Origin of the sequence: uncultured Sphingomonas sp. (assembly GCF_964021865.1) — a bacterium.
Classification (GTDB): domain Bacteria; phylum Pseudomonadota; class Alphaproteobacteria; order Sphingomonadales; family Sphingomonadaceae; genus Sphingomonas.
On sequence record NZ_CAXIAM010000042.1, the window covers coordinates 23055 to 30336 of the forward strand.

5 protein-coding genes are annotated in these 7282 nt (G+C 65.1%); 1 reads left to right on the plus strand and 4 read right to left on the minus strand.

The annotated features are described in order from the left end of the window. Window positions 1-114 precede the first annotated feature (114 nt). On the plus strand, window positions 115-2526 hold the full coding sequence (locus AADI75_RS11630; RefSeq protein WP_341209187.1) for a TonB-dependent receptor: 2412 nt from the start codon (window positions 115-117) through the stop codon (window positions 2524-2526). A 37-nt stretch (window positions 2527-2563) separates the two neighbouring features. Here AADI75_RS11630 and AADI75_RS11635 read toward each other — a convergent pair whose 3' ends face one another. The 4 genes from AADI75_RS11635 to AADI75_RS11650 form a co-directional block, all read right to left on the minus strand. Beyond that, window positions 2564-3688 (minus strand): heparan-alpha-glucosaminide N-acetyltransferase domain-containing protein, encoded by a 1125-nt coding sequence (locus AADI75_RS11635; protein WP_341209188.1) that lies wholly within the window; start codon window positions 3686-3688, stop codon window positions 2564-2566. Next, window positions 3685-5994, minus strand: a complete 2310-nt coding sequence (locus AADI75_RS11640; protein WP_341209189.1) for an alpha-N-acetylglucosaminidase TIM-barrel domain-containing protein — start codon at window positions 5992-5994, stop codon at window positions 3685-3687. Before AADI75_RS11640 ends, AADI75_RS11635 begins: the two co-directional genes overlap by 4 nt. Window positions 5995-6187: 193 nt before the next feature. Then, complete coding sequence (locus AADI75_RS11645) at window positions 6188-6475, minus strand: hypothetical protein (protein WP_341209190.1); 288 nt, start codon at window positions 6473-6475, stop codon at window positions 6188-6190. Between the two features lie 63 nt (window positions 6476-6538). Next, a complete protein-coding gene (locus AADI75_RS11650) occupies window positions 6539-7081 on the minus strand; it encodes a hypothetical protein (RefSeq protein WP_341209191.1) in 543 nt (180 codons plus the stop codon). Window positions 7082-7282 lie beyond the last annotated feature (201 nt).

Genomic DNA, 7282 nt, shown 5'->3' on the forward strand with positions numbered 1-7282 from the left:
GAAAAACGCATGAAATTACGTTGGTTTTGCATGTCATTGTTGCGTCACGATCTTGCAGTGAAAGTGAATTAGACGCCCCCTGTCAGGCCGATTGGCCGAAAGGGGATAATCAACATGTCGAATGCTTTGCGGATGCGCCTGCGTCTGCTCACCGGAATTGCCGCACTGACGCTGCCTTTGGCCGCGCACGCCGAAACGCCGGCTGCCACCCCCGCGGCCGCCGCCGATCCTACGACCAACGCGACCGGCAATTCGGAGGCGCAGGGGCTGACCGATATCGTCGTCACCGCGACCCGCCGCGAAACCAATCTGCAGAAGACGCCGATCGCCATTTCGGTGATCGACCCGACCGTCATCAAGGATCGTCACATCCAGAGCCTGCTCGATCTGGGTGATGGCGCGATTCCGTCGCTGCGCGTCGCCACCTTCGAGGCGCGTCAGTCGGCGCTGACGATCGGCATCCGCGGCATCGTGCCGTTCGACCAGAACCAAACCGCGCGTGACACGGGCGTCGGCGTCTATGTCGACGGCGTCTACCTGGGCCGTTCGCAGGGCCTGAATGCCGCGCTGTTCGACGTCGCGCGGATCGAGGTGCTGCGTGGGCCGCAAGGGACGCTGTTCGGCCGCAACACCGAAGGCGGCGCGCTGTCGATCGTCACCGCCGCCCCGACCGGCCAATATGGCGGCACGCTGACGGCGGGTTACGGCAATTACGGCGCCTATACCGGCCAGTTTCACGTGAACATGCCCGAGTTCGCGAACATCTCGCTGAAATTCGACGGCGTCACCCAGCATCAGGACGCGACGGTCAGCAACCCGCTGCCGGGTAGCTACGGCTGGAACTACTACAACCGCATCGGTGGCCGCGCGACCGCGCTGTGGAAGCCTGCGCCGGGCGTCTCGGTGACGGTCGCCTATGACCAGTCGAAGGACGAGAATACGCCGTTCTACAGCCAGCTGGTCAATTACAATCCGACCGGCTTGCGGGTTGCGACCGCGGCGCAGATCACCGCCAACGGCGGCAAGCTGCCGTCCGGCACGATCGCCCCGCTCCCGTCGTTGGTGGTCGTGGCGGGCGACCGCCGCATGACCCGCGCCGACATCGGCGTGCCGCAGCAGCTGAGCACCGACCGCACGCACGGCGTGTCGTCGACGATCAAATGGGAGGTGGCCCCGTCGCTGGAACTGCGCTCGATCACCGCGTGGCGCGGCGTCAGTACCGACCAGTGGGACAATTCGGGTGGCGCGCACCGCACCGTCTTCACCCCCAACGGCAAGTTCAGCCGCTACAGCTTGTCGTGGATGGACCAGCATCAATTCAGCCAGGAATTTCAGGCGGTCGGCAGCATCCCGCAGCTCGATTACACCGCGGGCCTCTATTACTTCCAGGAACATGCCGAGGAATCGGCAGCGACGCCGAGCACCAATCAGTGGAATGCTGACGGCACCGCCTACACGATCCTCAGCCCGATCGTGACCGGCACGATCACCAGCGGGAATCAGGGCTGGGCAGTCGGCTCACGCTTCCTGCAGCGCGGCAGCGAGGCGACCGCGCACAGCTACGCCGCCTTTGCCCAGGCGACGTTCACGCCGGATGCATTCGACATCTTCCACCTGACGGTCGGTGGTCGCTACACCAAGGACAAGCGCGACGGCACGCTGTTCATCGTCCAGAACAAGGCCACCAACTTCAAATTCCTGTTCGACCGCAGCCGCTTCGATCCGATGGTCACCGCCGCGATCGACGCCACGGATACGGTGCACCTCTACGCCAAATACGCCACCGGCTATCGCGCGGGCGGCGCCAACGACCGTTCGCAGACCTTCGCGGCCTTCGGTCCGGAAGTGGTGAAGTCGTATGAGATCGGCTCGAAGATGGACTTCGCCGATCACCGCGTCCGCCTGAACCTGGCCGGCTATATCATGGATCGCACCGGCACGCAGATCGACTTCGACAACGTCGATACCGTCACGACCAGCCCGACGTTCAACCTCCACACCGAGGAGACGCGCAATGCCCCGGGCAAGTCGAAGATCCGCGGCGTGGAAGCCGATCTGACGATCAACCCGGTCGACGGGCTGACGCTGGGTGGCAGCTACGCCTATACGTATACCGACGTGCCTGCGACCGCGAACCCGTTCCTGAATAACGCGTTGACCAAGGTGTTCGTGGTGTTCACGCCGCGCAACGCCGCTTCGGCATCGCTCGACTATGAACTGCCGGTCGCGATCGGCGAGGCGAAGGCGCGCTTCCACATCGACGGGAACTACTCGGACCCGGTGTACAGCTTCCAGAACGAGGCCACGAAGACCGACAAGAGCTTCATCGTCAACGGTCGCCTCGCGCTCGCCGACCTGCCGCTCAACGATGCCGGGACGAAGGTGACGCTGTCGCTCTGGACGCGCAACCTGTTCAACGAAACGCATATCTACCGTCGTTCGGCCGCCAATGCGGCGACGCTGAGCGATTATGCGAACTTCAACCCGCCGCGCACGATCGGCCTCGAAGGCTCGCTACGCCTGTAATCCGATGTGATGCCGCCCCGGCCCATGCGGGGCGGCATCACACCTTCAGGATGATCCCCCTGCGGTCGAGCGCGCGGCCGAACCAGCAACACACCAACGTATAGGCCAGCGCGCACAGCAATGATCCGACCGGACCGGGCGCGAGCGTCTGGAACCATGTCTCGCCGATCCAGCGATACAGGCCGACGCCGGGCCGGACATGGATCAGCTCGATCGTGACGACAAGCAACTCCGAGAACAGATAGATCGCCAGCGGATTGCGCCCGAGCATCTGCAGGAAGGCCCGCCCGACGCGCACGCCCTTCACCTCGACGGCGCCGATCACGCCACCGAGCAGGATCATATCGAGCCCGACGGTCAGCAGGACGAATGACCCGGTCCACAATTTCTTGGCGATCGGCAGCACGGGCGCGAGCAGCAACGCAGCGATGACCAGACCCGCGCCGATCGCCGCTATCCGCGCAACCGTCGCGGCATGTTTCCCCCAGCGCTGAATCGCGAGGCCCGCCAGGTACCCCGCGATGACGTTGGCAGTGGCGGGGAGGGTGCCGAGCAGCCCCTCAGGATCGAAGCCGTGATCCTTGCGGTACAGATGCTCCGGCCCAATCAGCCACAGATCGAGCAAGGTGCCGACGTTGCGATAGCGCCCGAACGCCTCGCCCGGCGGGCTGAAGCCGACGAGGATCGCCCAATGCGCGCCGACCAGCCCGATCGCGGCGACCAGCAACCCGCGCGGCGACAGGTACCGTGCGAGCAATCCGGCGAGCAAATAGCAAAGCGCGATCCGTTGCAGCACGCCGGTGACGCGCGTCTCTTCGAACGGCTTGATCGCCCATGTGCCGTCCGCCGCATGCGTGACGAACGGATACCAGTACATCAGGAAGCCGAGCAGGAAGATCAGCGCCGCACGCTTGAAGATTCGCCGCAGAAACACGCCATCCGGCATCGGCCGGGTCAGCGCAAAGCTCATCGCATTGCCGACCGCGAACAGGAACGACGGGTAGACGAGATCGGCGAGCGTGAAGCCGATCCACGGCGCATGGACGAGCTGCGTGAACGGCTGGCCCGCGCCCGCGGTATTGACGACAATCATCAGGAAGATCGTCGCGCCGCGAAACATGTCGAGCGAGGCGAACCGCTCGGGACGCGGCGGAGCGCTCATGGCTGCGCCACCTGCGCCACCTGCGCCATCACCGCGCGCGCCGCCCCGATCGTGTCGGCGGGGGCGGCAGTGCGGTAGCGGCGACCATCGGCGACCCAGCGATCCTCCCACGAGCGCAAGCGCTTCAGGAACGCCGCATCGTCGACCGGCCGCTTGGCGAGCGCCGCGGCGCGCGCTTCGCCGAGATACATCGTCCAGCGCGGCAGGTAATAATCGGCATATAACCCCGCCCATGCCTTGGAGGCATAATCACCGAGGTGTCCGGCGCCGCCCCAGATCGTGACCTGCGCTTTGGCATCTTCCTCGAAGCGGCGCTGTTCGGCGGGCGTATCACCATAGGCGCGCGCATCGTCGATCCACGTGGCGAGCGTTTCCTGCTGCCCACCGATCAGCGCGTCGATCGCTTTTGCCAGACCGGTGCCCTGAGCCGTCTCGCGGTCGCCGGCTGCAAGGTCGCCGCGTTCATATGCCGCAACCGCTGTCTTCAGGTGCTCGTCGAGCGCGAGGGTCGCCTCGTGCCGCACGAGATCGACCAGATCGTAGCGGAACAGCGCGCTGTCGCGGTGCTGCGCCGCCAATCGCAATAGCCCCGCGATCCCCGCGCGCGCCTTGGCGCGGTCGCCGGGACTGGCGGGGTAGCCGGGCGCATCGGCGGCGGGGCGCTTGAAGAACAGGTACGCGCCCGCACGCTGGTTCCACCAGCGCGGCGTCCAGTAGCGCACGTCATAGACGCCGGCGACGACGTCCTGCCACGCCGCGACCAGGCTCGGATCGCTGCTGCCGTATCGCGCGCGCGTGTACCGCGCCAACCACGGGCGCATCGCCATGTCGTCCCCCGGCCATGCCGCGTCGAACGCATAGTCATAGGCAAGGCTGTTGTTGTGCAATCCTTCCGGGAACATCCCGAACCCGCGCACCTGCCCGCGCTGCGGATCGGCGAGTAGCGCGGCGATATCGCGCCGGTAGAAGTCGGGCGCGCCGTACACCGGATTGCTGCCCCCGTAGTTGTGAACGTAGCCGTAGACCCAGTCCTTGCCGTCAAATCCGTCAGTCTGCTTCCAGATCCCCGGATAGCGATCGTTGCCGATGTCGAGGATCAGCATTCGCCGGTCGGGCACGTCGCGCAAGAAGGCGGCGATCGCGTCGCGCGTCCAGAACGCCTTGTCCGCCCCGAACAGCCAGCCCTGCATCACCCAGGTCGCGCCCGGTTGCGCCTCGGCAATCGACGCGTAGAGGCGCTTGCCGTAGGCGGCGAGTCGCGCGTCGCGCACCGTGCGCGGCAGGGCGGCGGCGGGGGTGGCGGCGGTATTCGCGGTGCTGTCACCATAGCTGGCATGCGCGGTGTCGCTGCCGTCGTCGGCGATCGGCGGCACCATCTCGTTGAACGCGTCGGCCAGGTAATAGCGGCCTGCGCCATATTCGGCGGTGTAGAGTTTCAGGAAGCGTGCCGCGAGTTTGGCGAAGAGGGGATCGGACGGATCGAGCCAATAGGTGCCGGGGAACCCTTCCCATTCGCGCATCCGGTAGATGCGCGCTTCGGGGTGCGCTTTGGCGAATGCCTCGGGGACATAGCCGGCGAAGGCGGGCAGGATCGGCGTCATGCCCAGCGCGCGCATCCGGGCGAGGATGCGCTTTTGCAACACGCGCTTCTTCTCAATCCAGTTGGTCGACAGCGGCGCACGATAGCCGGCCATATTGCCCATCCGCTCCCACGGCAGGAACGGCGCGCCGGCAAAAAGCCTGTCCACCTGCGCACCGCTTAGCCCCTGTTCGCGCCACAAGGCGCGCCAGATGTACTCCTGGCCTTCCATTGCCAGGGGCATATCGACACCGTGCATCGCCATCAGGTCGATTTCGCGTTCCCAGCGCGTCCAATTCCACCACGGTGTCGTGTACCCATAGGTACAGGTATTCAGATACGCCCGAAAACCGAACGGCGAGGCAACCCAGCCGCTGTCCTGGGGTGACAATCCGGTGAGCGCACCGACGCGGCTCCCTTCCCATGACGCATGAAAGCGGCCCTGCGCAGCGAGCGCTGCGGTGACCCCGCGTATCGCCGCGACCGGCGAAGACGCGGTGACGGTGACGCGATCGCGCGCGATCTGTATCCGGTACCGTGCGTCGGTTGCGGAGGCGAGCGAGACCGTCACCCGGGTCGCGGGTATGCCGAGCCGCGTCAGCGCCGCGCGCACATCGGCGGCGGTCTGAGACGCCGCCGGCGTCGCGAGCGACAGCGCGGCCAGCACGGCGGGTGCGTGCCGGATCGTCGTCATCGAAACGCTGCGGTTTCGAGGCGGATAGGCCATCTCGTTCCCTCCCTGTCTGATGCTCGGCCCGAATGTTCGACACCTCTGTTCGGCAGAGGGCGCATGAATTGGTCTTACTAGGAGCCATTCTTGTAATGCTCTGGTACTATTGCTCGCATGCGCTTTCGCAGCCTGTCAATCGTAACCGATCACAAAGGTACGCGCTGTGAAAGGAGCGAATGCCGACTCGTCGCTACCGGCAAATCAAGATGGTCGAGGCGCGGCTGAGCGGTGCGTCGCCAACCAGTTGAGAGGCGGGTGTCGTCGCGCGCTGTAAAAACAGCGGCGTCGAACCCAATTTCATCGGCGAACCGCTGAACGGCAGCGCGGCCCAAGCATGATCATCGACGTGTTCGATAGCGACCACCGGATCGCGACTGGAGGCGTCGATGGCAATTTCCGGCGATCGATAGTGGAGCGGGTGAAGGGAATCGAACCCTCGTCGTAAGCTTGGGAAGTTGGCTGCTGTGCGCAATTTCAATGACTTGCACCAATATTGCGTTCCGACAAGCCGACAGCCGAGGGGGCATAGTTGGAACGGCTTCTACAGCAGCCGCAGCCAGGCGAGCGCACCGCCGGAGCTGTCGAGCGCATATTTCTGGTAACCGCCTAGCGCGAGGCTGATTGTGCTACCAAGGCCGGTGCCGGCGATGTTCAGGGTGCCGAGCAGGCTGGTCAGGCCGGCCTTGATCTCCTTGACCTCGCCCGGCCGGCCGTTCGCGGTCGACAGGGTCACGTTCCGCGTTACGCCGAGCGGCAAGGTGCCGGTCAGGACGACGCTGGTCGGGCTCTTGAGCGGCAACAGCGTCATGTCGCCAGTCAACTGTATGGCGCGACCGTACTCGGCCAGCACCGGCACCCATTGATGATAATCGAGATCGGCAAAATAGTCGCAGCGCAGCACCCGATCAACATAGCCACCATAGTCGCTAACCCGCGCATACATCCCACGACGCGCCTGGTTGGCCGGGTAGGTCACCAGCAGCGTGTCGACGGTCAGGATGTCGGGTGCGATGAAGCGCGGCGTCTGCGCAATCGCCTCCTGCATCTGCGCGAATTCGGCCCGTGAGATGGACGGAGGGGGCACTACTCCCGGCATGTCGCTGTCTCCCTATGCTTCCAGTCGGTAGCCTTGACGGCGCTCGTTGATGATCTTCACGTCGGCACCGAACGCCCGCAGCTTGCGCCGGAGCTGAGAAATTCGCGTGTGAGCGAGGTTCGCGTCGTTTCCCTCTGTCAATCGGCGTCCAAAAGGAACCCCCTATCGGCGTGCAAAAGGGACCCCCTT